The organism is Perlucidibaca piscinae DSM 21586, from assembly GCF_000420045.1.
In the GTDB taxonomy this organism is placed as follows: Bacteria; Pseudomonadota; Gammaproteobacteria; order Pseudomonadales; family Moraxellaceae; genus Perlucidibaca; species Perlucidibaca piscinae.
In genome coordinates, this window is record NZ_ATUE01000009.1 from 62613 (window position 1) to 87918 (window position 25306).

At 65.6% G+C, this 25306-nt stretch carries 27 protein-coding genes and 1 tRNA gene; 20 read left to right on the top strand and 8 right to left on the bottom strand.

Annotated features, from left to right (window positions below):
* Positions 1-131 precede the first annotated feature (131 nt).
* The 6 genes from F595_RS0110960 to F595_RS0110985 all read right to left on the bottom strand — a co-directional run bounded on the left by F595_RS0110960 (position 132) and on the right by F595_RS0110985 (position 5211).
* A tRNA-Pro gene (locus F595_RS0110960) sits at positions 132-208 on the bottom strand.
* Between the two features lie 70 nt (positions 209-278).
* Positions 279-1241, bottom strand: coding sequence for a polyprenyl synthetase family protein (locus F595_RS0110965; RefSeq protein ID WP_022956922.1), 963 nt, complete (start codon positions 1239-1241; stop codon positions 279-281).
* 77 nt (positions 1242-1318) lie between these two features.
* Entirely contained in the window at positions 1319-1774 is a 456-nt protein-coding gene (locus tag F595_RS0110970; RefSeq protein ID WP_026913529.1) for a Csu type fimbrial protein, read from the bottom strand.
* The gene (locus F595_RS0110975) at positions 1756-3981 is read right to left on the bottom strand and encodes a fimbria/pilus outer membrane usher protein (RefSeq protein WP_022956924.1); all 2226 of its coding nucleotides are present in this window, start codon (positions 3979-3981) and stop codon (positions 1756-1758) included. The genes F595_RS0110970 and F595_RS0110975 overlap by 19 nt, the downstream gene beginning before the upstream one ends.
* 14 nt (positions 3982-3995) lie before the next feature.
* A complete protein-coding gene (locus F595_RS0110980; RefSeq protein ID WP_022956925.1) occupies positions 3996-4709 on the bottom strand; it encodes a fimbrial biogenesis chaperone in 714 nt (237 codons plus the stop codon).
* A 10-nt stretch (positions 4710-4719) separates the two neighbouring features.
* Positions 4720-5211: a Csu type fimbrial protein gene (locus F595_RS0110985; protein ID WP_022956926.1), complete on the bottom strand. Its 492-nt coding sequence runs from the start codon at positions 5209-5211 to the stop codon at positions 4720-4722.
* A 275-nt stretch (positions 5212-5486) separates the two neighbouring features.
* Between F595_RS0110985 and rplU the strand changes: the two genes are divergently transcribed.
* The 7 genes from rplU (at position 5487) to F595_RS0111020 (ending at position 11173) form a co-directional block, all read left to right on the top strand.
* Entirely contained in the window at positions 5487-5798 is a 312-nt protein-coding gene (gene rplU, locus F595_RS0110990) for a 50S ribosomal protein L21 (protein ID WP_022956927.1), read from the top strand.
* Between the two features lie 35 nt (positions 5799-5833).
* Positions 5834-6094 (top strand): 50S ribosomal protein L27, encoded by a 261-nt coding sequence (gene rpmA, locus F595_RS0110995; protein WP_022956928.1) that lies wholly within the window; start codon positions 5834-5836, stop codon positions 6092-6094.
* A 61-nt stretch (positions 6095-6155) separates the two neighbouring features.
* Complete coding sequence (cgtA, locus tag F595_RS0111000; protein WP_022956929.1) at positions 6156-7388, top strand: Obg family GTPase CgtA; 1233 nt, start codon at positions 6156-6158, stop codon at positions 7386-7388.
* A gap of 86 nt (positions 7389-7474) precedes the next feature.
* Positions 7475-8599, top strand: coding sequence for a glutamate 5-kinase (gene proB / locus F595_RS0111005; protein WP_022956930.1), 1125 nt, complete (start codon positions 7475-7477; stop codon positions 8597-8599).
* 38 nt (positions 8600-8637) lie between these two features.
* Positions 8638-9486, top strand: a complete 849-nt coding sequence (yedA, locus tag F595_RS13875) for a drug/metabolite exporter YedA (RefSeq protein ID WP_265596742.1) — start codon at positions 8638-8640, stop codon at positions 9484-9486.
* Positions 9487-9544: 58 nt separating this feature from the next.
* Positions 9545-10870 (top strand): cytochrome P450, encoded by a 1326-nt coding sequence (locus F595_RS0111015; RefSeq protein WP_022956932.1) that lies wholly within the window; start codon positions 9545-9547, stop codon positions 10868-10870.
* 99 nt (positions 10871-10969) lie between these two features.
* Positions 10970-11173 (top strand): hypothetical protein, encoded by a 204-nt coding sequence (locus tag F595_RS0111020; RefSeq protein WP_022956933.1) that lies wholly within the window; start codon positions 10970-10972, stop codon positions 11171-11173.
* A gap of 27 nt (positions 11174-11200) precedes the next feature.
* On the opposite strand, the gene F595_RS0111025 is transcribed toward F595_RS0111020, so the two are convergent.
* Complete coding sequence (locus tag F595_RS0111025) at positions 11201-11923, bottom strand: helix-turn-helix domain-containing protein (RefSeq protein WP_022956934.1); 723 nt, start codon at positions 11921-11923, stop codon at positions 11201-11203.
* A 184-nt stretch (positions 11924-12107) separates the two neighbouring features.
* Here F595_RS0111025 and F595_RS0111030 point away from each other — a divergent pair, with 184 nt between their 5' ends.
* From F595_RS0111030 to F595_RS0111040, 3 genes are read left to right on the top strand one after another with little or no spacing between them, the layout of a single operon-like run.
* Positions 12108-13331, top strand: a complete 1224-nt coding sequence (locus tag F595_RS0111030; protein WP_022956935.1) for a DUF445 domain-containing protein — start codon at positions 12108-12110, stop codon at positions 13329-13331.
* A 43-nt stretch (positions 13332-13374) separates the two neighbouring features.
* Entirely contained in the window at positions 13375-14166 is a 792-nt protein-coding gene (locus F595_RS0111035) for a hypothetical protein (RefSeq protein WP_156873870.1), read from the top strand.
* Positions 14163-14858 carry a hypothetical protein gene (locus tag F595_RS0111040; protein ID WP_022956937.1) on the top strand — a complete coding sequence of 232 codons (696 nt, stop codon included), beginning with the start codon at positions 14163-14165 and terminating at the stop codon, positions 14856-14858. The genes F595_RS0111035 and F595_RS0111040 overlap by 4 nt, the downstream gene beginning before the upstream one ends.
* Positions 14859-14971: 113 nt before the next feature.
* On the opposite strand, the gene rpsT is transcribed toward F595_RS0111040, so the two are convergent.
* Positions 14972-15235, bottom strand: coding sequence for a 30S ribosomal protein S20 (gene rpsT / locus F595_RS0111045; protein ID WP_022956938.1), 264 nt, complete (start codon positions 15233-15235; stop codon positions 14972-14974).
* A 161-nt stretch (positions 15236-15396) separates the two neighbouring features.
* Here rpsT and murJ point away from each other — a divergent pair, with 161 nt between their 5' ends.
* The 10 genes from murJ (at position 15397) to F595_RS0111110 (ending at position 25306) form a co-directional block, all read left to right on the top strand.
* A complete protein-coding gene (gene murJ / locus F595_RS0111055) occupies positions 15397-16962 on the top strand; it encodes a murein biosynthesis integral membrane protein MurJ (protein ID WP_022956940.1) in 1566 nt (521 codons plus the stop codon).
* Between the two features lie 87 nt (positions 16963-17049).
* A complete protein-coding gene (gene ribF, locus F595_RS0111060; RefSeq protein ID WP_022956941.1) occupies positions 17050-17991 on the top strand; it encodes a bifunctional riboflavin kinase/FAD synthetase in 942 nt (313 codons plus the stop codon).
* 10 nt (positions 17992-18001) lie between these two features.
* Complete coding sequence (ileS, locus tag F595_RS0111065) at positions 18002-20857, top strand: isoleucine--tRNA ligase (RefSeq protein WP_022956942.1); 2856 nt, start codon at positions 18002-18004, stop codon at positions 20855-20857.
* Positions 20850-21350: a signal peptidase II gene (lspA, locus tag F595_RS0111070; RefSeq protein ID WP_022956943.1), complete on the top strand. Its 501-nt coding sequence runs from the start codon at positions 20850-20852 to the stop codon at positions 21348-21350. Before ileS ends, lspA begins: the two co-directional genes overlap by 8 nt.
* The gene (locus tag F595_RS0111075) at positions 21347-21805 is read left to right on the top strand and encodes an FKBP-type peptidyl-prolyl cis-trans isomerase (RefSeq protein ID WP_022956944.1); all 459 of its coding nucleotides are present in this window, start codon (positions 21347-21349) and stop codon (positions 21803-21805) included. The genes lspA and F595_RS0111075 overlap by 4 nt, the downstream gene beginning before the upstream one ends.
* A gap of 105 nt (positions 21806-21910) precedes the next feature.
* The gene (gene ispH / locus F595_RS0111080) at positions 21911-22861 is read left to right on the top strand and encodes a 4-hydroxy-3-methylbut-2-enyl diphosphate reductase (RefSeq protein WP_022956945.1); all 951 of its coding nucleotides are present in this window, start codon (positions 21911-21913) and stop codon (positions 22859-22861) included.
* Positions 22862-22925: 64 nt separating this feature from the next.
* Positions 22926-23450, top strand: coding sequence for a type IV pilus modification PilV family protein (locus F595_RS0111085; RefSeq protein ID WP_022956946.1), 525 nt, complete (start codon positions 22926-22928; stop codon positions 23448-23450).
* Entirely contained in the window at positions 23447-24199 is a 753-nt protein-coding gene (locus F595_RS13880) for a PilW family protein (protein ID WP_040568620.1), read from the top strand. Before F595_RS0111085 ends, F595_RS13880 begins: the two co-directional genes overlap by 4 nt.
* Positions 24192-24695, top strand: a complete 504-nt coding sequence (locus F595_RS0111105; protein WP_156873871.1) for a hypothetical protein — start codon at positions 24192-24194, stop codon at positions 24693-24695. Before F595_RS13880 ends, F595_RS0111105 begins: the two co-directional genes overlap by 8 nt.
* On the top strand, positions 24695-25306 hold the full coding sequence (locus tag F595_RS0111110) for a GspH/FimT family protein (protein WP_022956951.1): 612 nt from the start codon (positions 24695-24697) through the stop codon (positions 25304-25306). The genes F595_RS0111105 and F595_RS0111110 overlap by 1 nt, the downstream gene beginning before the upstream one ends.

Genomic DNA, 25306 nt, shown 5'->3' on the forward strand with positions numbered 1-25306 from the left:
GAGGTCTCGGACAACAGGCATGTCAAAGGCTAACCGATGCGGCGTGCAAGAGGGCAGTGATGGTGTTGCGGATCGATCCGGATGGGGTGGATCGTGAAGGAAGTTACCGACCACGCTGAGACCAGCTGAAGTGGTCGGGATAGCAGGATTCGAACCTACGACCTCTACGTCCCGAACGTAGCGCTCTACCAGACTGAGCTATACCCCGTGCTTTCCGACAGTGGCCTGTCTTCAAGTGGCGCGCATTCTAGCACGTGAAACGGATTTGAAAAGGGGAATCAGTGTGTTCTTGCCAGTGCCAGGCGCGCCAGATGCATCAGCGCATCCCGGTAGGGGCTGGCCGGCAGGGCGTCGAGTGCCGCGATCGCCGCATCGGACTCGCGCGCCGCGCAGGCATGGCTGTATTCCAGCGCGTCGCAACGCTGCACCAGGGCGATGATGGTGTCGAGCTGGTCGAGGCCGCCATCACGGATGGCATGACGGATCAGGTCGGCATCCGCCGGCGCCAGCACCTGCATGGCACGGATCAGCGGCAGGGTGGGCTTGCCCTCGGCGAGGTCATCGCCGACGTTCTTGCCCATGACATCGGCGCTGCTGGTGTAGTCCAGCACGTCATCGACGATTTGGAAGGCGGCACCCAGGTGCTGGGCATAGGCGGCCATGGCCTGACGGTATTCGGGCGTGGCCAGGGCGGCGGAGCATTCGGCGGCGGCCTCGAACATCTTCGCGGTCTTGCCGCGAATGACTTCCAGGTAGCGTGCCTCGGTGGTGTCCGGGTCGTGCTGGTTGATCAGCTGCAGCACCTCGCCCTCGGCGATCACGCAGGTGCCGTCCGACATGATGTCGAAGATGGCCTGGTTGCGCAGGCTGGCGATCATCTGGAAGGCCTTGGACACCAGGTAGTCGCCGACCAGCACGGCGGTAGGATTGCCCCAGCGCGCATTCACCGTGGGGCGTCCGCGACGCAGATCGGACATGTCGACGACATCGTCGTGCAGCAGGGTGGCGGTGTGCAGCATCTCGATCAGCGCGGCCACCACGACATGGTCACGACCCTCGTAGCCGCAGGCACGTGCCACCAGCAGGGAGACCAGCGGACGCAGGCGCTTGCCGCCGCTCTGCACGATGTATTCGCCCACTTCGCTGACCAGCGGTACGCGCGACTTCAGTTGCGCGGAGATGCAGGCATCGACGGCCTGGAAGTCGTCATGCACGAGGGTCAGGATGTCTTTGAAGTCCATGGGCGAACGCGAGGCGAGGTCAGCTTGAGATGGCCGCGAGTCTAGCACAGCCGGCCTGCCTGTCGCCCCGTGACGGCTCAAAAGGTCAGGGTGGCGGTGATGGTGTCGCTGTAGCTGCCGCCGGCGACATTCTGCTGCGCCGGGATGCGTCCGTAGACCGTGAAGTTGACGTTGAACGGCAGCAGGATGGTGGTGATGTTGATGTTGCTGCTCTGCGAGTTGGCCCCGCTGCCCCACAGCACCAGACGGGTGATGTCCTGGTACAGGTTGTAGTTCAGGGTGTTGGCTGCCTGGGTCATGTGCCGGGCGCTGCTGTTGCCGCTGGCCCCGGCCGACAGGGCGATATTGAGGGTGACGATTTCCAGCAGGCCGGACGTGCAGCTGACCGTCAGCGTGCCGGAGGCATCGCGCGGCAGCACGGTGAGCGGGTTGTAGTCGCCGAAGCTGACCGGCGTGGTGCTCAGCGAGCAGCTGGCGGCGTGGATCTGGCCGGTGGCGAGCAGCAGGACAAGACTCAAGGCGCGAACTGACATGTGACCTCCGTGGCGCTGTTGTCGGCAGGAGCTGGCAGTGACTCGATGATGCACTGGCGGCCGTCAGGAAGCTGCAACCGGATACGGGCTCCGACCCAGCCCTGTGGCAGCCACAGCAGTCCGTCATTGCCGCTGGGCAGCTCGCTGGCCTCGCGGTCGCGGCTGACATGACTGCCGGCGGGCAGCGCACCGCCATCCGGCAGCCGGACGTGCCAGCGTTGCGACCAGTCACTGACCGGCAGGGCGAAGCTGACCAGGCCGGCTCCGCGTGGCGGGCGCACCTGTTGTTCACTGTGGCTGATCTGGTGGCTGAGCGGGATGTCGGCGGCCTCCAGGCGGATCTCGCTGGGGTGATAAGGCCGTACACGACTGACCAGGAGACGCCCGTTGGCCTGGGTTTCTCCCATGGCCTGGTTGTCCTGGTAAACGCGTATGCCGGGCAGGCCGGCATCGACAATCAGCCAGCTGTCCTGCAGGCGCCGTCCCCAGCCCAGCAGTCCGGGTGACCAGTTCACGGTGGTATCCAGGCTGGCCAGCAGGCTGCGACTCAGGTTGCTGTGCTCGCTGACCACGCTGCCGGTACCGCGCTGACCGTCATAAAGCGCGCTCAGCGTCGTGCGCTGCTGATCCCGGCTGCGCGCCAGTCCGGCTCTCAGACTCCAGTCCTCCTCGGGTCGCCATTGCCATTGCAGCTCGGCGCCCAGCGCGTGTTCGCTGTCCTGTCTCAGGCTGGCGGACAGACTCTGGCGGGTGCTGATCCAGCGGTAGGCCGTGAGGTTCTTCTGCCAGCCCTGGCTGGCGACATGGGTGGCGCCCAGGTTGAGCTGCCAGCCCGAGTGCCAGCTCTTCTGGATGGCGAGGTTGTTCAGCGTCAGGTCCTCGCCGATGCGTCGGGTTTCGTCGATGCGGGCAATCGATGTCTGCATGCCATGACCCCAGTCGCGTGCGGCATTCACGGTGATCCGCCGTGCGATGGCGCCGGCGTCGCGACCCAGGGTCAGGTGCTCTGGCGAATAAGTCTGGAAGCCGGCCTGCCAGCTGCTGCGCTGCGAGCGCCAGCTCTGGCTGAAGCCGGCCATGTGACCGCCACCGGCCTCGCGGTCCGAGGACAGTCCCAGCTGCAGATTGCTCAGGCCGAGTCGAACGCTGCTCCAGAGCCAGTCGCTCTGCAGGATCTGCGACTGCTCAAGCAGGTCGGTCTGCAGGCCGGCGGTAAGCCGGTCGCTGAGGCCCTGGCGCCAGCGCCCGCGCACAAAGCCTTCCTCGTACCGGTCATTTTCCTGGCCCAGGGCCAGTCGCTGCTTGCCGATCAGCAGGTTCCAGTCGGTCAGCCCCGGTCGCAACAGCTGCGGGCTGCTGTAGAACGGTTCGCTGATGCGGACTTCCCGACCGAGCCGGTCCCGAGTCACCACCGACAGCTCGCCGTAGCCGGAGCTGCCCAGCTCGGGGCTGAGCAGGAAGTCGCCGGCCTGCAGCGGTACCCGCTGGCGCAGCTGGTTGTCGACATAGATCTCGGCCATCGACGGCAGCAGGCTGGTGCCGGCAATGCTGGGCAATGGAAAGGTTGGCAGCTCGGGGTGCTGGCTGAAGTCGCTACCCCAGGAAAGACCGCCGCTGAGCAGACGGTTGCCTTGCAGGTCGGTGCTGACCTGGTCGCCGATCAGCAGGGTTTCGCGGCGCCCGGTCAGATCCCGGCGCCATTGGCTGTCCAGACGTACGGTGCCTTCCGGCAGAAAAAGGTGGCGGCTGCGCGCATAGCCCCAAGGGCTGCTGACGCCAAGCTCGGCATCCGTGGCCAGGCGCGATGCGGTCTCGGTGTTGGCACTGGCGGTCAGCCCCAGATTCAGGGTGCCGGCCCAGATGGCGGGCAGCACCTGCAAGCGGCTTTCGGTATCGCGTTGCCAGTGCTGGCCGGGCAGCTCGGCGGCAATCTGAAGACGGGCGTCACAGGCATCAAGGCGGTGCGCAATGCCTGTCAGCGCCAGCCAGCTCTCGTTGTGCAGCAACCGCGTCGTCGAGTCGCTCGCCGGAGAACGGCCCGTCCAGTCCGCATAGCGGGAGGCGGGTACCCAGACCGTGCCATCGTCACCAATCAGGATGCGGCCATCGCGGCCCTGATCGTCCGGACGACTCTGAACGGACACCACCTGGATGCCCGGCGCCAGCGATTGCGTGCAGGCCGAGTCAAACCAGGCCGCGTCCGTCATGAGTCGTGATCACGTCACTGCTCGGCATGCAGGGCATGGGGCGGGGTCACGGCATCACTGGTCATCGCCACCTGGCCATTGACTGCCAGTCCGGCCGGCACCGTGAGCACGCGTGTGGCACCCGGCAGCACATAGAGCTGGGTGTCGATCCGTTGCGTGTCGGCACTCGGGCTGGACAGCGTGACCTGCTGGATGCGTGCGTGGCGCTCACCCTGGTTCTCGATCACCAGTCTGGCCGTGTCGGCAGTCTCGCCCGGCTGCCAGCGCCAGCGCAGCCGCGAGTCGGCAAGCGGGCTGGCCGGCATGAACAGTGGCAGCGACAGGCGCATGGCCAGACGCAGACGCGTGTCGGTGGCGGCAGCCGGATCCGCCGGGGCTGGAAGTTCGCTGAGCAGCACGCGCCAGCTGCGCTCGCTGCTGGCGCGGCTCGGGGTCTGGCGCCAGCCGATGCGCACGATCTGACGACTGCCCGGTGCCAGCTTGAAGATGGCCGGCGTGATGATCAGGTCGTTGTCGTCCTGCAGGAGGTCGGCATTGTTGACCTGCAGCCAGCGCTTGACGTCGGCCTGAACGGAGACGCTCTCCGTGTCCTGGTTGGTCACCGTGAGCAGGGTTGTCGGCTTCTGTTCGGTGAAGGTCAGGCGGGTGGGGGAAATGTTGAGAGTGGCCCCCAGGACGGCTGGTGACAGGGTGGCGAGGGCGAGCAGCATCAGTGAACGGATTTTCATGGCTGGCTCCTTACCATTCCACTGTCATGGTCAGGGTGTCGCTGTAGCTGCCGGCAGGCACATCCTGGCCAGCGGGGATGCTGCCGTAGATGATGTGCGGGACGGCGGTCAGCCCTAGCCCGACTCCGGCCACGCCCGGTGCCGAAGAGGGCCAGGGGGTGATGTTGACGTCGCTGTAGACTTCGTAATCAAGGTAGTTGGTGCCGGCGTCCTTCATGCGTCGTCCGGTGTGGAGGCCGTCATTGATGGTCAGCTCGTAATCCGTGAGCAGCGTGCAGGTGACATTGGCGGTGGTTTGCGCGAGGTCCGGAAGCCCGCTGGCCGGGTCATAGGCGCCAAAAGCCAGGTCGGCAATGGCAGCAATGCTGCAGGACGAGACCACGTTGGCAGTGACCTGGAACGGCTCGGTATCGACGGCTGCCAGGCTCTGGCTGGCGCCTACCGCAAGCGGCAGCGCCAGCAGGGCGCGTGCGACAGGGTGACGACAGGTGAAGATGGCCATTTCATGCGCTCCTGTGACAGGGACTGTACAATGTCAGTATGTCACTCGGTGCTGCAGCGAAATAGCCGACTTCTGTTCCACTTGCGTGCGTTTGTCGTGTGTCTGCCGCCGTCTGGCTGGTTTGACGTCACTTGCGCTGACGTCGAAATTTGCCTAGAATCCCGCCCCTCGAATTTCTCGGAAGCGGGTGCGCACCACGGCGCACGAACGCGAGCCTGCCGGATCACCGGTATTGAGGCCCGGACCCGTCCCGATAGATGCTTTAGGAGCAGGGTATGTACGCGGTAATCAAGAGCGGTGGCAAGCAGCACCGTGTGGTCGAAGGCGAGCGCCTCAAGGTCGAACTGCTGGCTGTCGAGCCGGGCCAGACCATCACCTTTGAAGACGTCCTGATGGTCGTCAACGGTGACAACATCCAGATCGGCACCCCGGTTGTCGCCGGCGCCAAGGTCACTGCCGAAGTGCTGGACCACGGCCGTCACGACAAGGTCCGCATCGTCAAGTTCCGTCGCCGCAAGCACTACCGCAAGCAGGCGGGTCACCGTCAGTACTACACCGAACTGAAGATCACGGGCATCAGCGCCTGATTGGCGTGATCGCTCTTAGCGAGAGGTAATTCGACATGGCACACAAAAAAGCAGGCGGTTCCACCCGCAACGGTCGCGACTCAGAAGCCAAACGCCTTGGCGTCAAGGTCTACGGCGGCCAGCAGATCCAGGCCGGCGGCATCATCATCCGTCAGCGCGGCACCCAGTTCTGGGCTGGCGAGAACGTCGGCATGGGCCGTGACCACACCCTGTTCGCCACGGCGAACGGCGTGGTCAAGTTCGTGACCAAGGGCGAGTTCAACCGCAAGTACGTCGTCGTCGAAACGGCGGCCTGAGCGGTCAGCGCCCGAAAAGCCCCGCCTGTGCGGGGCTTTTTCATTTGCGGAGTGAAGTCAGATGCGGTTTGTCGATGAGGCGGTAATCAAGGTGGTGGCGGGCGATGGCGGCAATGGCTGCATGAGCTTCCGTCGCGAGAAGTTCATCCCCTTCGGCGGCCCCGACGGCGGCGATGGCGGCCATGGCGGCTCGGTCTGGGCCGAGGCCGACATCGGCGTCAACACCCTGGTGGACTACCGCTATACCCGCCAGTTCCGCGCTCAGCGCGGCGGTAATGGTCGTGGCGCCAACTGCACCGGCAAGTCCGGCGACGACGTCACGCTCAAGGTGCCGGTCGGGACCACGCTGCTCGATGACAGCACCGGCGAGGTGCTCGGCGACCTGACTCAGGACGGCCAGCGCATCCTGCTGGCGCGCGGTGGTCGCGGCGGCCTCGGCAACATCAACTTCAAGAGTTCGACCAACCGCTCGCCGCGCAAGACCACCGATGGCACCACCGGCGAGCATCGCGAACTGCGTCTCGAACTCAAGGTGCTGGCCGATGTCGGTCTGCTCGGCATGCCCAATGCCGGCAAATCCACGTTCATTCGTGCGGTGTCGGCTGCCAAGCCCAAGGTTGCCGACTACCCGTTTACCACGCTGGTGCCCAATCTCGGCGTGGTCGATGTCGATCGCACGCGCTCCTTCGTGATGGCCGACATTCCCGGGCTCATCGAGGGGGCGGCAGAGGGTGCCGGTCTCGGCATCCGCTTCCTCAAGCACCTGGCGCGTACCCGCTTCCTGCTGCATCTGGTCGACATCTCGCCCTATGACGGCAGCGACCCGGTGCATGCGGTGCAGGCCATTGCCGGCGAGCTGGAAAAGTTCTCACCGACGCTGGCTACGCTGCCGCGCTGGCTGATCCTCAACAAGACCGACCTTCTCGAGTCGCCCGAGGCGGTGGACGAGCGCTGCACCGACATCGTCGCCCGCCTGGGCTGGACCGGTCCGGTATTCCGTACCTCCGGCCTTACCCGGGATGGTGCCATGACCGTGTGCTATCGCCTGATGGAGGCCATCGAGGCGCAGCGCGAGGCCGAGGCGCTGGATCCGGCGCTGGCCGAGGCAGAGCAGGCCAAGCGTGCCCAGCTGGTGCAGGAAGGTCGCGACAAGATCCGCGAGCTGGATGTCCGTCGCGCTGCCGAGCGCCGCGCCCTGCGCCTTGGCATCGATCCGTCACAGCTCAACGATGACGACGACGATGACTGGAGCGAGGACGACGAGGACGCGCCAGAGATCATCTACCGGCCATGAGGCCGGCTGTCCCCGCTGTCAGTGCTTGAGCTGGCGGCGGGGAGTGCGCACAATCCCCGCAATTCTTTCGCAGGTGTCCGATCAGCATGTCTTCGCATCGTCTCCGTCTTTCGCAGGCCCGGCGCTGGGTGGTCAAGATCGGCTCCGCCCTGCTCACCGACGATGGTCAGGGTCTGGACCAGCAGGCCATGGCCGGCTGGGTGGCGCAGATGGTCGCGCTCAAGGCGCGCGGCATCGAACTCATCCTGGTGTCTTCCGGGGCGGTTGCGGAAGGCATGGTGCGCATGGGGCTGCGTCAGCGTCCCGAGGACGTTCCGGCCCTGCAGGCCTGCGCCGCCATCGGCCAGATGGGCCTGGTCCAGGCCTACGAGTCGCATTTTCGCGAGCATGGCGTGCGTACCGCACAGGTCCTGCTCACGCACGACGACCTCGCTGACCGGCAGCGCTACCTCAACGCGCGCAGCACCTTGCGCACGCTGATGGACTGGGGCGTGATCGCCGTCATCAACGAGAACGACACGGTTGCCACGGACGAGATCCGCTTTGGTGACAACGACACCCTCGGCGCCCTAGTCGCCAACCTGGTTGAAGCCGAGGCGCTGATCATTCTCACCGACCAGGACGGCATGTTCGATCGTGATCCGCGCAACGACCCCGATGCCGTGCTGCTGCCTGAAGTGCAGGCCATGGACGAGCGTCTGCTGGCGATGGCCGGTGGTGGCGGCAAGCTCGGGCGTGGCGGCATGATCACCAAGGTGCGCGCCGCCAGGCTGGCTTCGCGCTCCGGCTGCGCCACCGTGATTGCCAGCGGACGCGGCGAGCGCATTCTCGAGCGTCTGCAGCAGGGCGAGGTGCTGGGCACCTTGCTGCTGCCTGAGCAGGACCGCCTGGTGGCGCGCAAGCAGTGGCTGGCAGGCCACCTGCAGCATGCCGGGCGTCTGGTGCTGGATGCGGGAGCCGTGCGCGCGCTGCGCGAGGGCGGCCGCAGCCTGCTGCCGGTGGGCGTGCGTCAGGTCGAGGGCAGCTTCCAGCGTGGCGAGGTGGTGGCCTGCGTCGACGAGCAGGGCCAGCAGGTCGCTGTCGGCCTGGTCAACTACGGTGCCGACGAGGCGGCGCGCATTGCCCGTCTGCCCTCCGAGCGCATCGAGTCGGTGCTGGGCTATGTCGATGCGCCCGAGCTGATTCATCGCGACAACATGGTGCTGGTCTGACGCCCGTGCCATTGCCGGCCCCCCGGGTTTTGTTGGCCTTGCTGGCCGTCTACCTGATCTGGGGCTCCACCTACCTCGCCATGCGCTGGACCATCGAAGGACTGCCGGCCCTGTTCAGTGCCGGCTTCCGCTATCTGGTGGCGGGCTCTCTTCTCTTTCTGCTGCTGCGCTGGCGTCACCATGACCTGCCGACCCGTCGGCAGTGGTGTCATGCCGGTCTGGTTGGCGTGCTCCTGCTGCTGGGTGGCAACGGCGCCGTCGCCGTGGCCATGTCGCTGGGCGTGAATTCGGCGCTGTCTGCCACCGTGGTCGCCATCACGCCGCTCTGTGCCACGGTGTTTGCCGGGTTCTGGGGCTATCGTGCCGGTCGGCTGGAGTGGCTGGGCCTGCTTCTGGGGCTGGCCGGGGTCTGGCTGCTGGCGCAGGGGCAGGGACTGTCGGGGTCGCCGGCTGGGCTGGCACTGCTGATCTTCGCGGCATTGAGCTGGTCGTTCGGCTCGATGTGGGGCAAGCGTCTCGACCAGCCCGGCGTGTGGATGGCCTGCGCCGTGCAGATGCTGGTGGGCGGGCTGGCACTGTTGCTGACCAGCCTGCTGGCGGGTGAGCACTGGCGTTTGCCGGACAGCGTCGCCAGTGTCTGGGCACTGGCCTATCTGATCTTCATCGGTGCCCTGGTCGGTTTCTCGTCCTACGTGTATCTGCTGGCCACGGTGCGTCCGGCGCTGGCCACCAGCTATGCCTATGTCAATCCGCTGGTCGCGGTGCTGCTGGGTGTCTGGCTGGGAGGCGAGCAGGTTGACCGCCATGAGCTGGCCGGTCTGGTCGTCATTGTTGCTGGTGTCGTGCTGGTGTGCTGGCCGCGCAAGGATCCAACGAAAGTTGGTTGACTGACTGGTCACGTCTCGGGTATCACGGGTCACGTCCGATGCCCGTGCGAGAACCCACATGGCCCATTCCCTGCCGCTGATGCGTGCTCTTCCTGATGCCGGCGGCCTGCCCGGCATAGGCCATCTGCCTGCCATGCTCAGTGATCCGCTGACCACCCTGAACCGGCTGGAGTCCCGGCTTGGCCCGGTGTTTCGCACCCGCCTGCTGCGTGATGCCGTGGTTCTGCTCGGGCCTGACGCCAACGCGCGCGTGCTGCAGAACCGCGATGGCGAGTTTTCCAGTGCCGGTGGCTGGGGCTGGTTCATCGACCCGGTGTTTCCCGGCGCGGTCATGTCCATGGATGATCCTGCCCACCGCTTCCAGCGTCGCATCATGCAGGCCGCTTTCAAGAAGCAGGCGCTGGTGCGCTATCTCGACCACATGGGGCCGGAGATCGGACGCGTGCTCGGGCGCTGGCAGACCGGGGATGCCGTGCCGGTGTTTCCCGCCATCAAGCAGCTGACGCTGGATCTGGCCACGCGCGTGTTCATGGGGGTCGAGCCCGGGCCGGAGTCGGCGCACGTCGATCATGCCTTCATTGATGCCGTCGAAGCGCCGATTGCCCTGATCCGTTCGCCGATACCGCCGTTCAAGATGTGGCGTGGCGTGAAGGGGCGGGAGTATCTGGTCCGGCATTTCCGCGAGCTGATGCCGCGCAAGCGCGACAGCGATGCCCCGGACTTCTTCAGCCAGTTCTGCCAGGCGCGCGACGAGCAGGGGCGGCGCTTCAGCGATCAGGAGATCATCGACCACATGATCTTCCTGATGATGGCCGCGCATGACACCACGACCTCGACACTGACCACGCTGTTTCATGCCCTCGGCCGGCATCCGCAGTGGCAGGAGCGCCTGCGCGAGCGCAGCCTGGCCATGCCGGACGACACGCTCGCGTTCGATGACCTGGAGTCGCTGCAGGAAATCGACTGGTGCATGAAAGAGGCCTTGCGCCTGTATCCGCCTCTGACCTCGATTCCCCGCCGCACCACGCGTGAGGTCGAGTTTGCCGGTCATCGTCTTCCGGCCGACACCCTGGTCGGCGTGTTTCCCTTGCACACGCATTACATGCCAGCCTGGTGGAGCGAGCCTTACCGCTTTGATCCGGAGCGCTTTGCGCCGGCCCGGGCAGAGCATCGCGGCCATGCCTTCCAGTGGATCCCGTTCGGGGGCGGGGCGCACCGCTGCATCGGTCAGCATTTTGCCGAGCTGCAGGTCAAGGCCATCCTGCATCAGGTGTTGCGCCGTTTCCGCTGGCAGGTACCAGCGAGCTATCGTCTGCCCTGGCAGGCCATGCCGATCTCCAAGCCGCGCGATGGGCTGCCGCTTCGGCTTCAGCGTTTGCGCTGACACGGCGGTCTCGCCAGCCAATTTGATCCGGATCAAGGTTTTTCCGGCGCCTTCGTGATGTCATGCAGTCATCAAGACATGGCAAGCAAGGAGCGGAAAATGGAACTGCTGATGGAGCTGGGTGATTTTGGCGGCATGCTGTCGCTGGTGGTGATTCTGCTGAGTGCCCTGGCCATTCCCGGTGGCGTGATCTGGGCGTTGCTGCATCAGGTCAAGGGGCCGATCGAGCGTGCTCGCGAACCTGCTCCGCAGGCGCCTGAGCACCACTCCGAATGGCGTGACCAGCGTTACGCCGGCCACTGAGTAAGAGGGCGGTCTGGCCGGTGCGGCTCACGCACACTGGCTGCCACCCAGCCTGGCCAGACTGTTCTCGTCCACAATGTCGACATGCCGGCCGCTGACCTGAACGATGCCGCGTTGCTGCAGCGCGCCCAGGGTCCGGCTGACGGTTTCCAGTGCCAGGCCGAGGTGATTGCCGAGATCACCCCGGCTCATGGGCAGGCGCAGATGCAGCGGATCCAGCCGGCGCTTGCGATGGCGCTCCATCAGGCTGAGCAGAAAGCTGGCGACACGGCTTTCCGCGCTGTGCTGGGTCAGCAGGTGCATGCGCTGGTAGTCGGCGCTCATGGCCGAGCTCATGATCTGGAACAGATGCTGCTGCAACGCCGGCAGCTGGCGTGACAGCTGACTCATCGACATGATCGGCAGGGCGCAGAGCATGCTGCGTTCCAGTGCCACGGCCGTGGTGATGCACTGCGCCTGGCCGAGATGCTCCAGTCCCACCACCTCGCCGGGCAGGTAGAAACCGGTCACCTGTTCCTCGCCCTGGGCATCGACAATGATCGTCTTCACGGCACCCGAGCGCACGGCATAAAGCGCGCTCGCGGCATCGCCACGCGCGTAGACAACCCCTCCCTTCGGCAGCACCGGAATCTGTCCGACCGCATGCGCGACCTCCTCCAGCATCTGCTGATCGAAGGAGGGTGGAAAGCACAGCTTGCTCAGTCCGCAGTCCTGACAATGGACGGGTGTGGCGTTTGTGGTTGCGTTCATCCTGTTGTTCGTCCGAATTAGGCGCCTCGCAACGGATATCCGGTGTGTTGCCCATGGTGTGCTGTTATGTTTCGGCCTGTTACAGGCGACCGGCCGCCAGGCTGGCCGTCGTGTCATTCCCTTGCGGTGATAAACGCGCGCAGCCTGATAACAATAACCAATTCTGTGAACGAGGGAACTGTTCGTGATCGAAGCAGCCATTGCCGATTTTCAAGCCAACATGTGGCTTTATATCTCAATTCCATTCGTCAGCGGTCTCATCGGCTACGTCACCAAGGTGGTAGCCGTGCAGATGATGTTCCTGCCACTCGAGTTCATCGGCATCAAGCCGTTCCTGGGCTGGCAAGGCATCGTGCCTCGCAAGGCCGAGAAAATGGCAACCACGGCCGTCGACCTGATGACTCAGCGCCTGATCAAGCCGGAAGAGCTGTTTGCCCGACTTGATCCATTGCGTGTCGCCAGCGAGATCGAAGTGCCGATGACTGCCGCCGCCGAAGACATCGTGCGTGCCGTGGCTACCGAATACCAGCCCGGCCTCTGGGAGGGCATGCCCGAGTTTGCCCGCCAGAAGATCATTCGCAAGGTCCAGGCCGAAGCGCCGGCGGTGGCCTCGGAAATCATGCGTGCCATCCAGGGCAACCTGAGCCATTACTTCGACCTGAGACACATGGTCATTTCCAACCTGATGAAGGACAAGCGCCTGCTCAACGAGATCTTCCGCAAGGTCGGTCGCAACGAGTTCAAGTTCTTCAGCACCGCCGGCTTCTACTTCGGTTTCGGCATCGGCCTGATCCAGATGGTGTGCTGGGCGCTGTTCCGCGAGCCGTGGCTGCTGCCGCTGTTCGGCGGCTTCGTGGGTCTGTTCAGCGACTACGTCGCCCTGCAGATGCTGTTTCGCCCGATGCATCCGAAGAAGATCCTGGGCTACACCTGGCAGGGGCTGTTCCTGAAGCGTCAGCAGGAGGTCGCCGCTGACTACGCCGCCCTGATCTCCAAGCAGCTGCTGACGCCGTCGAACATGATCGAGGAACTGTTTCGCGGTCCGATGTCCGACCACATCATGGAGCTGGTGCAGCGCCATGTGCGCGTGCTCATCGACGAGCAGTCCGGCATTGCCCGTCCGCTGGTGGTCTACGCCGTCGGCAGCCAGCGCTACATCGAGATGAAGGCTGTCGTTGCCGAGCGCATTCTCGCCAAGCTGCCGGAAACCATGAAGCACATGGAGAGCTATGCCGAAGAAGCCATGGATGTGCGCAACACCCTGGTCACCCGCATGCAGAGACTGACCCCGGAAGAGTTCGAGGGCTTGCTGCGTCCGGCATTCAAGGAGGACGAGTGGATTCTCATCACCGTGGGCGCCGTGCTCGGCTTCGTGGTGGGTGAGCTGCAAGTCCAGATCATGATCTGATCCGGACATGAAGGGAACGAAGTCACAGGGAATGGGCGGTGAGATGAACAGCAGCAGGCGTGGGGTGCCGGTGCTGGCGCTGATTCTCGGCGGGTCGGTGCTGGGGGGGGTACTGGCAGGGGTCTGGGTGGTCGGCAACATCGATGCCAACCTGTTCCTGCGCGATCAGCAGGCTACGGTGCGCATTCCCGGTGTGGTGCCGGTCACGGCCGACATTCTCAACAATCTCGACATCGAGCTGAAGGGAGACATCACCACCACGGTGCCGGTCGACCAGATGGTGACGCTGCCGATCCGCGACACCCTGAACGTGATGGCCACGGTCGACCATGACATTCCGATCAAGATGAATGTGGCCATTCGTGACACCATCCGTCTTGATCAGGTCATCAAGGTCAACTCCAAGGTCGAGGTCGACGTGCTCGGCACCACCTTGCGCCTGCCCGTGCGGGGCGACATTCCCATCAAGGCGGACGTGCCGGTCACCATGAACGTGCCAGTCAACCAGCCGGTGCGCATGAAGTTCACGGCACCGGTGGCGGTGGACATGCAGCAGGCGTTGCGGGTGCCGCTGCGCACCAACATCGCCACCACCATTCCGATCAGCAGCCGGCTTGACGTACCCGTGCGTTCCGCAATGAACGCCAACGTGACCATTCCCGGACCGGTCGACACGGTCATCACCAAGGCGGATCTGAATCTGCCATTGCGCACGCTGGGCTTCTCCCGCAATCGCGATGAGCAGTCTGTTGTCGAAGCCGGGCCCTCCAGCGGCGTGGCGCAAGCGGGCACGCTGCCGGCCAGGACGGTGGCTGCCGAGGGGGCAGCGCAGTGACCGGGCGACGCTTGCTGCTGATCGGCGTGCTGGCGTTTGCCGGCAGCTTCATCGGATTCCTGGCCTACGCCCACCTGGCCTTGTCAATGTCCCTCCAGAAGCAGACCGGCGTGCTTCGCCTGCCGTCACAGCTTGACGTGGTGGCAGAGGCGACGCGCCCGGTGAAGATCGAGCTCAAGGGCATGATCAATGCCACCGTGCCCATTGATCAGGATATCAAGGTGCCCCTGACCGGTACCTATGACGTGCTGGCCGAGTCCCGCTCCAAGGTGCCGGTCGATTTCGTCATCAAGTACAACGGCATGGTTCCGATTCGCGGCGAGGCCTTCATCGAAGGCAGCACCGACCTGATCGTCAACAGCCGTTTCCTGCCATCGTTCCCGCTGCGCATCAAGCTGCCGCTGGACTTCGAAGCGCCGGTCGCGTTGAGCGTGCCGGTCAGGACAGTGCTGGACGTGCACTACAAGGGGCCGGTCAAGGTGGTGTTCAATCAGGACGTGACATCGCGCCTGAAGACCACGTTTGTCACCAGCTTCCCGGTAGATCGCGTGCTCGACACGCCCCTGAAGGCGGTCTTTGGCATGCGCCTGAAGCCACGCGTGGAAACTGTTCCGCTGGAGTTGATCAGGGCTGATCTGCGTATTCCGCTGAGTGCCATCGGCCTGGCTCGCAAGACGGCTGACGCCAACTGAGGTGTTGTCGAGGCGGCATTGCCGTGATGCAGACATGAAAAAACCGGCTCAAGGCCGGTTTTTTCATGTCCACGCGGAACGCGCTGGCGCAACCCGGGGGTCGCGCCGGCAGATCAGGCGAGGGCCTTGATCTGGGCGTTCAGGCGGCTCTTGTGACGAGCAGCCTTGTTCTTGTGGATGATGCCCTTGTCGGCAATGCGGTCGATGACCGGCACGGCGACGGTGTAGGCGGCCTGGGCAACAGCCTTGTCGCCGGTGGCGATGGCGTTGACCACTTTCTTGATGTAGGTACGCACCATGGAGCGCAGGCTCGCATTGTGCAGGCGCTGCTTGTCGTTCTGACGCGCGCGCTTCTTGGCTTGTGCAGAGTTGGCCACGGGGCGACTCCTGAAAAAACGGTTTAAGAGGGTTCCGGACCGGCGCTAGCCATATCCAAAATCAGGCGCGTAATGATGCCGAGCATCCTCAAGCAAGTCAACTGCGAACTGGTCATGGAACCGCGCTCAGGCTAAGATTCCGGCGCGATCAAGGAGTCGTCATGTCCAGCACCCCCCCCGTCAGTCCCCCACGCGGGCAGAATCTGTGGCGCTCCACCGCGATCGTCAGCGTGATGACCCTGCTGTCACGCATTGCCGGCCTGGTCCGCGACATGGTGTTCATGAACCTGTTCGGTGCCGGCAAGCTCATGGACGCCTTCCTGGTGGCGTTCAAGATTCCCAACTTCCTGCGCCGCCTGTTCGCCGAGGGCGCGTTCTCGCAGGCCTTCGTGCCGGTGCTGGCCGAGGTGCGCACCCAGCGTGGCGATGCCGAGGTGCGCCGCCTGATTGATCACGTGGCCGGTTCGCTGGGGGTGATCGTCGGCGGCCTGAGCGTGGTCGCCATCGTGTTCTCGCCGGCCATCATCTTTGTCTTCGCGCCCGGCTTTCGCGGCGACGAGATCAAGTTCGACATGGCAGCGGACATGCTGCGCATCACCTTTCCCTATCTGCTGCTGATTTCGCTGACCGCATTTGCCGGCGGCATCCTCAACACCTACGGCCGTTTCGGCGCCTCCAGCTTCACACCGGTGCTGATGAACCTGTGCATGATCGCCTGCGCGATCTGGATGGCACCGCTGCTCAGCGAACCCATCATGGCGCTGGCCTGGGGCGTGCTGATCTCCGGCATCGTGCAGCTCGGCTTCCAGTGGTGGCCGTTGCGCCAGATCAACCTGGTGCCGCGCTTCCGCCCTGACTTCAAGGATCCGGACGTCAAGCGCATCCTGACCCTGATGCTGCCGGCCATGTTCGGCGTCTCGGTCAGCCAGATCAATCTGCTGCTGGATACCGTGCTGGCCTCCTTCCTGGTCGAGGGCTCGGTGTCCTGGCTGTATACCGCCGAGCGACTCACCGAGCTGCCACTGGGACTGATCGGCATTGCCGTTGCCACGGTGATCCTGCCCACGCTTTCCGCCAAGCATGCCCAGAAGTCCGATGCCGAGTTTCGCGCCACCATCGACTGGGCGCTCAAGGTCATTGTCATGGTCGGCGTGCCGGCCTCGCTGGCGATGGGGGTGCTGGCCGAGCCGCTGATGGCCTCGCTGTTCCATCATGGCCGTTTCGATGACACTGACGTGGTGAAGTCGGCCATGGCGCTGCAGGCGCTGTCGGGCGGCATTCTCGCCTTCATGCTGATCAAGGTGTTTGCGCCGGCCTTCTATGCACGTCAGGACATCAAAACGCCGGTGCGCATCGGCATCATTGCCATGGTCGCCAACATGGTCTTCAACCTGATGCTGGTCTGGCATCTGGAGCATGTCGGCCTGTCGCTGGCCAGCACGCTGTCGGCCTTCGTCAATGCCGGTCTGCTCTACAAGGGGCTGCATCAGCGCGACATCTATCGTCTGGGCCCGGCCTGGTGGTTGCTGGCAGCGCGGTTTGCCGCCGCCAATGCGGTCATGCTGGCCGTGCTCTGGCTGATCACGCCGGAGTCATCCTGGTGGCTGGCGGAGCAGGGCTGGGGCCGGCTTGGCTGGGTGCTGCTGATCTGCGCTGCCGGCGCCGCCGCCTATGGCGTGGCGTTGCTGGCGGTCGGCTTCCGTCCGCGTGAGCTGCGACACCCATGAGCCAGCGTCCGGTCTGCCCAGCCTGTCCCGACCTGACCGGGCTTGCCGTATACTCGCCTGTTGCTGTGCTTTCAAGATGAGCGGCCCATGGAACTGATTCGCGGTCTACACAATCTGCGCGCACGTCACGTTGGCAATGCGGTCACCATCGGCAATTTCGACGGCGTGCACTGCGGCCATCAGGCCATGCTGGCGCAGTTGCGTGCCGAGGCGGAAGTGCTGCAGGTTCCGACCCTGGTCATGTGCTTCGAGCCTCAGCCCCAGGAGTTCTTTGCCGGCGACGCGGCACCGGCGCGCCTGATGACCGGTCGTGACAAGCTCGAGGCGCTGGCCGCCTGCGGTGTCGATCGCGTGCTGATGGTGCGTTTCAATGCCGCGTTCCGTTCCTACACCGCGCAAGGCTTCATTGACGCGTTGCTGGTGCGTGCGCTGGGCGCGCGTCATGTGCTGGTCGGCGATGACTTCCGCTTCGGGTGTGACCGCAGTGGTGATCACGAGTTGCTGGTGCAGGCGGGCAGTCGCCACGACTTTGCGGTGGGCCGCATGCCGACCGTGCTCTGGCAGGGTGAGCGGGTCAGTAGTACGCGTCTGCGCACGGCGGTGGCGGCGGCAGACTTCGCGCTCGCGGCCGAGCTGGCAGGACGTCCGTTTGCGGTGCAGGGGCATGTCGTGCACGGCGACAAGCTGGGGCGCACGCTCGGGCTGCCCACGGCCAATCTGCTGATGCGTCGCCAGGTACTGCCGTTGCGCGGCGTGTTCGCGGTCGAGGTCGATGTGCTCGGGCAGGATGGCCTGGTCCAGACCGGCCTGCCGGCGGTCGCCAATGTCGGTTCGCGCCCGACCGTGCAGGGGGTGCAGGCGCGCTGCGAAGTGCATCTGCTTAAATTCAGCGGCGACCTCTATGGTCGTCGCATCCGCGTCCGCTTCCTGAAGAAGCTGCGCGACGAGCAGCGTTTTCCGTCACTGGATGCGCTGAAGGCAGCCATCGAGGCGGATGTTGCTGCTGCCCATCATCATTTTGCGGTGTGAAGAGCGATACATGGATTACAAGACGACGCTGAACCTGCCGGAAACCGGTTTCGCCATGAAGGCCAGCCTGGCCACGCGCGAACCGGCCCGTGTCGAGGCCTGGAAGCAGCAGGGCCTGTACGCGAAGATTCGCGCCGCGCGTGCCGGCCGTCCGCAGTTCATCCTGCATGACGGCCCGCCCTATGCCAATGGCGACATCCACATCGGGCATGCCGTCAACAAGATCCTCAAGGACATCATCGTCAAGGCCAAGACCCTGGGCGGCTTCGATGCGCCCTATGTGCCGGGCTGGGACTGCCATGGTCTGCCCATCGAGCTCAATGTCGAGAAGCAGGTCGGCAAGCCGGGCGTGAAGGTCAGCGCGAAGGAGTTCCGCGAGAAGTGCCGCGAGTACGCAGCCTCGCAGGTGGCGCGCCAGTCTGTCGATTTCCAGCGTCTGGGCGTGCTCGGCGACTGGGACCAGCCCTACCTGACCATGAACTACACCCAGGAAGCGGACATCATCCGCGTGCTCGGGCAGATCGTCGGCAACGGGCACCTGCTCAAGGGGCTGAAGCCGGTGCACTGGTGCATGGACTGTGCCTCGGCGCTGGCCGAAGCCGAAGTGGAGTACCAGGACAAGACCTCGCCGGCCATCGATGTCGGCTTTGCCGTGGTTGATGCCGCCGACTTCTCGGCACGTGCCGGGCTGACTGCCGCTGGCAAGGCAGTCCCGACCGCCGAGCTGGTGATCTGGACCACCACGCCGTGGACGCTGCCGGCCAACCAGGCGGTCTCCGTTCACCCCGAGCTGAGCTATGTGCTGGTGCGCGTCAGCGTGGCGGGCGTGGCACGCCACCTGGTGCTGGCCGAGTCGCTGTGGGAGGGCGCTGTCGCGCGATACGAGGGCAGCGATGCCGAGGTGCTGGCCACATTCGCCGGCCAGGCGCTTGAAGGCCTGCAGCTGCAGCATCCGTTCCTGGCGCGCGTGGTGCCGGTGATTGTCGGTGATCATGTCACCGCCGATGCCGGTACCGGCGCCGTGCACACCGCACCCGGCCATGGCCAGGACGACTACGTCGTCGGCCGCCGCTACGGTCTGCCGGTCGACAACCCGGTGGACGGCAACGGCGTGTTCCTGGCGTCGACCCCGGTCATGCGCTCGGGTGCCGTGCTTGCCGGCCTGCACGTGAACAAGGCCAACGAGCCCATTCTCGACGAGCTGCGCCTGCCGCGTGGCGATGGTGCCGCGCCGCTGCTCTGCTTCAGGAAGCTCAATCACAGCTACCCGCACTGCTGGCGCCACAAGACGCCGATCATCTTCCGCGCCACCCCGCAGTGGTTCATCAGCATGTCGCAGAACGGCCTGCGCGATGCCGCGCTGGATGCCATCAAGCAGGTGCAGTGGCTGCCCGACTGGGGTCAGGCCCGCATCGAGGGCATGGTCGCCGGGCGTCCGGACTGGTGCATCTCGCGTCAGCGCACCTGGGGCGTGCCGATCACGCTGTTCGTGCACAAGGAGACTGGCGAGCTGCATCCGCGCACGGCTGAGCTCATCGAGCAGGTCGCGCTCAAGGTCGAGCAGGCCGGCATCGAGGCCTGGTTCGAGCTGGCCCCCGCCGAGCTGCTGGGTGACGAGGCTGGCCAGTACGACAAGGTCACCGATACCCTCGACGTCTGGTTCGACTCCGGCGTCACCCACACCTGCGTGCTCAAGCGCTTCAAGGGCCTGAGCTATCCGGCCGATCTTTACCTGGAAGGCTCCGACCAGCATCGCGGCTGGTTCCAATCCTCGCTGCTGGCCGCCATCGGTGCCAACGGCAGCGCACCCTACAAGACCGTGCTCACGCATGGCTTCACGGTGGATGGCCAGGGTCGCAAGATGTCCAAGTCGGTCGGCAACGTGGTGGCACCGCAGAAGGTCATGCAGACCCTGGGTGCCGACATCATCCGTCTCTGGGTGTCGGCCACCGACTACCGCGGCGAGATGTCGGTCAGCGACGAGATCCTGACCCGCATGTCGGACAGCTACCGCCGCATCCGCAACACGCTGCGCTTCCTGCTGTCCAACCTGAACGGCTTCGAGCCCGCGCGCGATGCCGTGCCGGCCGACCAGATGCTGGCGCTCGACCGCTGGGTGGTGGATGCCGCCGCCAGCCTGCAGGACGACATCATCGCGGCCTATGACGAGCTGGCCTTCCACCAGATCTATCACAAGCTGCACAACTTCTGTGTCGCCGAGCTGGGCGGCTTCTACCTCGACATCATCAAGGATCGCCAGTACACCACGCAGGCCGATTCGCTGGCGCGGCGTTCGGCGCAGACCGCGCTCTGGCACATCGCCGAGGCCTTCGTGCGCTGGGCCGCGCCCATCCTCAGCTTCACCGCCGAGGAGATCTGGGAGGTGCTGCCGGGCGAGCATGCCGACAGCGTGTTCCTGGCCGAGTGGCACACCGGCCTGGCCCGTCTGCCCGAAGACAAGCCGTTGCTGACGCGCGCCTACTGGGATCGCGTGCTGGCCGTGAAGTCGGCGGTCAACAAGCAGATCGAGGAGGCACGCAATCGCAAGGAGATCGGCTCCGGCCTGTCCGCCGAGGTCGAGCTGTTCGTGTCGGATGAGCTGCGTGACCTGCTGGCCCAGCTCGAAGACGAGCTGCGCTTCGTGCTCATCACCTCGGCCGCGCGCCTGCGTCCGCTGGCGGAGCAGGGCGGTGTCGCCACCGACGTCGACGGCCTGCGCGTGGCGGTGATGCCGTCCACTTACGTGAAGTGCTCACGCTGCTGGCACTACCGCGCCGATGTCGGCAGCGACCCGGCGCATCCCGAGATCTGTGCGCGCTGCGTGGCCAACGTGGCTGGCAGCGGCGAGGTGCGTCACCATGCTTAAGGCGCTTTTTCGCCAGCCCGGCAGCTGGCTCTGGCTGGCGCTTGCCGTTTATGCCCTGGATTACCTGACCAAGGTCTGGGCCAGCGAGAACCTGGTCTACGGCTGGAGCCGGGAGATACTGCCGTTCATGAACTGGACGCTGGCGCACAACACCGGCGCCGCCTTCAGCATGCTCAGCGAGGCGGGCGGCTGGCAGCGCTGGTTCTTCGTGGGTCTGGCGCTGGTGGTCAGCATCGGTCTGCTGATCTGGCTGTTCCGCCTGCCGGCAACGGCACGCTGGCTGCCGGTGGCGATTGCCCTGTTGCTGGGTGGTGCGATCGGCAACCTGCATGACCGCATCCTGCAGGGTTACGTCGTCGACTTCATTCATGTCTACTACGGTGACTGGCATTTCCCGGCCTTCAACATTGCCGATTGCGGCATCACCGTCGGAGCCATCATGCTGATCATCGACAGCCTTTTTCTGGAGCAGCGACGGGAGCGCAGCCAATGAACCGCATCGGACCCGGCAAGCGCGTCAGCTTGCATTTCACCGTGTCGCTGGGCTCCGGCGAGGTGCTCGACAGCACCCGCGAGCGTGAGCAGCCACCGACGTTCGTGTTTGGTGACGGCAGCCTGCTGCCCGGCTTCGAGCGCGCCATCGAGGGCCTGCAGGCCGGCGACCAGGGCCGCTTCACGATTGCCGCCGCCGACGGCTTCGGCCTCTGGCAGGAAGACAACGTCCAGCACTTTCCGCGTCACCAGTTCGGCGAACAGCTGCTCGAGCCCGGCATGGTGATGAACTTCGCCGATGCCAGCGGTGCCGAGCTGCCCGGCGTCATCAAGGACCTGCCCGACGGCGTGGTCGTGGTCGATTTCAACCACCCGCTGTCAGGGCGCGATCTGGTGTTCGAGGTCGATATCCTGCGCGTTGTCGATGCCGACGCCAGCCCCGTATCCTTGCAGTGATACAAAACATGTGAGTGTGTCTGGCGGGGTAAGGGGGGCGGAAATGATAGCGAAGCGTTTTTCCGCCCTCCTTACCCCGCCAGACACACCTCCTGGAGTTGAGTCATGGATATCAAGCTCGCCAACCCGCGTGGATTCTGTGCCGGCGTTGATCGCGCCATCGAGATCGTGAACCGCGCGCTTGAAGTCTTCGGTCCCCCCATCTACGTGCGTCACGAGGTCGTGCACAACAAGTTCGTGGTGGATGACCTGCGCAACCGCGGTGCGGTGTTCGTCGACGAGCTCGACCAGGTGCCGGATGACGCCATCGTCATCTTCTCGGCACATGGCGTTTCGCAGGCGGTGCAGGCCGAGGCGGCCCGTCGCGGCCTCAAGGTCTTCGATGCCACCTGCCCGCTGGTCACCAAGGTGCACATCGAGGTTTCGCGCTATGCCCGTTCCGGCACCGAAGCCATCCTCATCGGGCACGCCGGCCATCCCGAGGTCGAGGGCACCATGGGCCAGTACGAGACGGCGCATGGCGGCAGCATCTACCTAGTCGAGGACGAGGACGATGTCGCCCGCTTGCAGGTGCGCCATCCCGACCAGCTCGCCTTCGTGACCCAGACCACGCTCTCGGTGGATGACACCGCCCGCGTCATCGATGCCCTGCGCGCACGCTTCCCGGCCATCCAGGGGCCGCGCAAGGACGACATCTGCTACGCCACCCAGAACCGCCAGGACGCGGTCAAGACACTGGCCGGCCAGTGCCAGCTGGTGCTGGTGGTGGGCTCGCCGAACTCATCCAATTCCAACCGGCTGCGCGAACTGGCCGAGCGCATCGGTGCGCGCGCCTACCTGATCGACAACGCCGACCAGATCGAGAAGGCCTGGCTGGATGGTGTCGAAGCCGTGGGCGTCACCGCCGGGGCGTCGGCGCCGGAGGTGCTGATCACCCAGGTCATCGAGCGCCTGGAGAGCTGGGGCGGCCAGGCCCCGGAAGAGCTGGCCGGGCGTCCCGAGAACATCACCTTCTCCATGCCGCGCGAGTTGCGCATCCCCGTCAAGCTGGTCTGAGTGGCGGCACTGCGGTCCCGGGTCTAGCCTTTGAGATGACCAGGCTGGATTGCGGGGCCGCATCATGTCGAGACTGCAGGTATCCGCCGCTGCGCGTCCGGGCTGTGCCGGATTCTCCCTCGTTGAGTCACTGCTGGCACTGACCCTGCTGATGACGGCCATGACCGGTCTCATGCAGGCCCAGGCCGGCGCACTGATCAGCAGCCGCATCGCCTTGCAGCAGCAGGAGGCGGCGCTGCTCCTGCGCGATCTGCTCGGACGCTGGCAGCTCAACCGCGACGCTGCCAGCACCTACCTGAGCGCCTTGCAGGCCCCCCTGGAGGCGGTGGCGGCAGCCGATCCCTGTCTGACGGCCGCCTGCGCTCCCGAACCGCGCGCCAGTGCCGATGTCGCCGCGCTGGCCGAGTCCCTGCGCCAGCGCCTGCCGCAGCCCCGCTGGCTGCTCGAACCCTGTCTGGATCATCCCGGTCACTGCCTGCTGGTGGCCTGGGGCGGAACCGAGGCCAGCAGCGGCCCGGATGGTGCCTGTCTGGATGCTGCCGGCCAGCGTCATGCCAGCGCGCGCTGCCTGGTGGTGGTGTTGCCATGAGGCGTTTCGGCGAGCGCGGTTTCAGTCTCGCCGAGTGGCTGCTGGCGGTGTTGATCGGCAGCCTCATCCTGGCGTCGGCGTTGCTCTTGCTGCAGGTGCAGCTGCAGCACCTGACCCGGCTGCGCGTGCCTCAGTCTCTGCAGCAGGAGGCGGTCTGGCTGCTGACTCGCTGGCAGCACGGCGTCCTGCTTGCCGGGCAGGGAGGGGTGGCGGCGCTGGGTTGGCCGGAGCCCGGGCTGCGCGCCTGGTGGCCGGCCGATGGCCGGGGTGCTGGCACACCACGCAGTGACCAGCTGCTGCTGCAGCGTGTGCTGGCGCAGGCGGCCAGTGATTGCGAGGGTACCCTGGTCGCGGCGGGCCGCGTGCTCGTCGAGCGCTATCACGTGCGGGCCGACAGCAGCTCCTCCCAGCTGGTGCTGGCCTGCGATGGCGGCAGCTGCGGCGACGGCCTGTGCCAGCGCCTGGGCGATGCCGGCATCGCGCTGGCCTCCGGCATTCGCAGCCTGCAGGTGCTCTATGCCGTGCCTGCCGCCGGAGAGGCTCCTGGCTCATTGCGCTGGGTCGATGCGACCACCTTGCAGGCCCAGAACGAGACTGGCGTGCGCGGCATCCGCATCGGCCTGCTGCTGAGCGCGCCGGAGTCCGCGGGCGGGCAGCGTGTCTCCGGCGCGTGGTTCGGGCATGTGCTGGAGGCCGGACCGGGGCATGCCGGTCACTGGCAGATGACCTGGGAGCTGCCGCATGGCTAGCCGGCAACGCGGCCAGGTGCTGCTTGCGGTGCTGCTGCTGACCGGGCTGCTCGCGGCACTGGGTCGGCAGGCGTTGCAGGCGGTCTGGCTGCAGCAGCATCAGGCCGCCGGCGAGCGCCATCAGCTGCTGCATGACAGCCGTCTCCTGGCCCGCGTGGCCTGGCTGGAAGCCTTGCCGATTCCGGGCCTGGGCAACATCGACAGCGGCCAGCCCTGGCATCCGTTGCGCACTTCCGATGCCGTGCAGCTGCGCTGCGGCCACTGGCAGGATGCCGTTGGCGCGGTCTGCACCGGCGAGCTGGCGGAGACGCCGGCTGACTGGCAATGGCGTCTGCAGCGTCTGCCGGATACGGCGGAGTCGGCTGCCGAGGCCGCGACTGACACCACCGTCTTTGCCGCAGCCGGGCCGCAGCACTGGCAACTGGACGTGCTCGGTCGTGACGACGGCCGCCTCAGCGGCTGGCAGCTGCGCTACCGCCAGCTGGCGGCCCCGTGATGATCCGCCCGGGCGGTCGTCCGGCGTATGCCATGCGACTCAGGCAGCGCGGCGTGAGCCTGGTCGAGTTGCTGGTGGTGACCGCGCTGCTGGCCCTGACCTGTGTCGCCACCCTGGTGGACTGGCCCTACTGGCTGCGTCCCCAGCAGGGCCGGCAATGGCTGCTGCAGACACAGCAGGCACTGGTCCAGCTGCGCCTGCAGGCCATGCGCGAGCGCGAGGACATCACGGTCTGTGCCGCGTCCGGAGCAGCGGCCTGCACGGCGCGCTGGCAGGGCAGCTGGCAGGTCTTTGCCGATGCCAATCTCGACCAGCGCTGGCAGCCCGGCGAGCGGCGCTACCCGCTGGTGCCGGAACTGCCGGCGGGCTGGCATCTGCACTGGCAGAGCTTTCGCCGCGATCCGGTGCTGATCTGGCGCCATGCCGGCGATGCCGGGTTCAGCAATGGCACCTTGACCCTGTGCCCGCCCAGACCGCAGGATGCGGCCCTCATGCAGCTGGTGATCAGCCGCAGCGGCCGGCTGCGGATGGTGGTGCCGCTGCAGCTCGATGCGGCAGCCGTGCAGTCAGCCCGTTCGCGTTGCGGCTGGGGTGCGGGCCAGGGGGAGTGA

What these genes read in the sequence shown, in the direction of transcription:
- F595_RS0110965 (WP_022956922.1), bottom strand. Translation starts at nt 1,241, where the DNA reads ATGGACTTCAAAGACATCCTGACCCTCGTGCATGACGACTTCCAGGCC.
- F595_RS0110970 (WP_026913529.1), bottom strand. Translation starts at nt 1,774, where the DNA reads ATGTCAGTTCGCGCCTTGAGTCTTGTCCTGCTGCTCGCCACCGGCCAG.
- F595_RS0110975 (WP_022956924.1), bottom strand. Translation starts at nt 3,981, where the DNA reads ATGACGGACGCGGCCTGGTTTGACTCGGCCTGCACGCAATCGCTGGCG.
- F595_RS0110980 (WP_022956925.1), bottom strand. Translation starts at nt 4,709, where the DNA reads ATGAAAATCCGTTCACTGATGCTGCTCGCCCTCGCCACCCTGTCACCA.
- F595_RS0110985 (WP_022956926.1), bottom strand. Translation starts at nt 5,211, where the DNA reads ATGGCCATCTTCACCTGTCGTCACCCTGTCGCACGCGCCCTGCTGGCG.
- rplU (WP_022956927.1), top strand. Translation starts at nt 5,487, where the DNA reads ATGTACGCGGTAATCAAGAGCGGTGGCAAGCAGCACCGTGTGGTCGAA.
- rpmA (WP_022956928.1), top strand. Translation starts at nt 5,834, where the DNA reads ATGGCACACAAAAAAGCAGGCGGTTCCACCCGCAACGGTCGCGACTCA.
- cgtA (WP_022956929.1), top strand. Translation starts at nt 6,156, where the DNA reads ATGCGGTTTGTCGATGAGGCGGTAATCAAGGTGGTGGCGGGCGATGGC.
- proB (WP_022956930.1), top strand. Translation starts at nt 7,475, where the DNA reads ATGTCTTCGCATCGTCTCCGTCTTTCGCAGGCCCGGCGCTGGGTGGTC.
- F595_RS0111015 (WP_022956932.1), top strand. Translation starts at nt 9,545, where the DNA reads ATGGCCCATTCCCTGCCGCTGATGCGTGCTCTTCCTGATGCCGGCGGC.
- F595_RS0111020 (WP_022956933.1), top strand. Translation starts at nt 10,970, where the DNA reads ATGGAACTGCTGATGGAGCTGGGTGATTTTGGCGGCATGCTGTCGCTG.
- F595_RS0111025 (WP_022956934.1), bottom strand. Translation starts at nt 11,923, where the DNA reads ATGAACGCAACCACAAACGCCACACCCGTCCATTGTCAGGACTGCGGA.
- F595_RS0111035 (WP_156873870.1), top strand. Translation starts at nt 13,375, where the DNA reads ATGAACAGCAGCAGGCGTGGGGTGCCGGTGCTGGCGCTGATTCTCGGC.
- murJ (WP_022956940.1), top strand. Translation starts at nt 15,397, where the DNA reads ATGTCCAGCACCCCCCCCGTCAGTCCCCCACGCGGGCAGAATCTGTGG.
- ribF (WP_022956941.1), top strand. Translation starts at nt 17,050, where the DNA reads ATGGAACTGATTCGCGGTCTACACAATCTGCGCGCACGTCACGTTGGC.
- ileS (WP_022956942.1), top strand. Translation starts at nt 18,002, where the DNA reads ATGGATTACAAGACGACGCTGAACCTGCCGGAAACCGGTTTCGCCATG.
- lspA (WP_022956943.1), top strand. Translation starts at nt 20,850, where the DNA reads ATGCTTAAGGCGCTTTTTCGCCAGCCCGGCAGCTGGCTCTGGCTGGCG.
- F595_RS0111075 (WP_022956944.1), top strand. Translation starts at nt 21,347, where the DNA reads ATGAACCGCATCGGACCCGGCAAGCGCGTCAGCTTGCATTTCACCGTG.
- ispH (WP_022956945.1), top strand. Translation starts at nt 21,911, where the DNA reads ATGGATATCAAGCTCGCCAACCCGCGTGGATTCTGTGCCGGCGTTGAT.
- F595_RS0111085 (WP_022956946.1), top strand. Translation starts at nt 22,926, where the DNA reads ATGTCGAGACTGCAGGTATCCGCCGCTGCGCGTCCGGGCTGTGCCGGA.
- F595_RS13880 (WP_040568620.1), top strand. Translation starts at nt 23,447, where the DNA reads ATGAGGCGTTTCGGCGAGCGCGGTTTCAGTCTCGCCGAGTGGCTGCTG.
- F595_RS0111105 (WP_156873871.1), top strand. Translation starts at nt 24,192, where the DNA reads ATGGCTAGCCGGCAACGCGGCCAGGTGCTGCTTGCGGTGCTGCTGCTG.
- F595_RS0111110 (WP_022956951.1), top strand. Translation starts at nt 24,695, where the DNA reads ATGATCCGCCCGGGCGGTCGTCCGGCGTATGCCATGCGACTCAGGCAG.